General features: G+C 66.5%; 1 protein-coding gene. It reads left to right on the top strand.

Features of this window, described 5'->3' with window-relative positions; genetic code table 11:
* A partial coding sequence (locus HH308_RS29485) for a transposase (RefSeq protein ID WP_211188994.1) occupies positions 1–236 on the top strand: 236 nt, incomplete at both ends.

The raw sequence follows: 236 nt of genomic DNA, 5'->3' as shown, positions 1-236 counted from the left end.
AACGCACACCCGCCGACACCGCGCTCATCGCCCAACGCCGGGTGAAAGCCGCCATCCCCGACACTGCCCGGCATGTGCGTAAATGGGAGATGGCGATCGCCCAGCTCGATCAACTCGCCGACTGGGGACACACCCCACCAGCGGTCGTCGCCGACGCCGGATACGGCGACAGCGCTCAGTTCCGACTCGCCTTGACCGCCCGGGACATCCCCTACATCGTGGCCATCAAATCAGCG

The organism is Gordonia asplenii (genome assembly GCF_012933505.1).
Taxonomy (GTDB): domain Bacteria; phylum Actinomycetota; class Actinomycetes; order Mycobacteriales; family Mycobacteriaceae; genus Gordonia; species Gordonia asplenii.
Note: the sequence above shows the minus strand (reverse complement) of the source record. Positions and strands in the feature narration are given on the sequence as shown.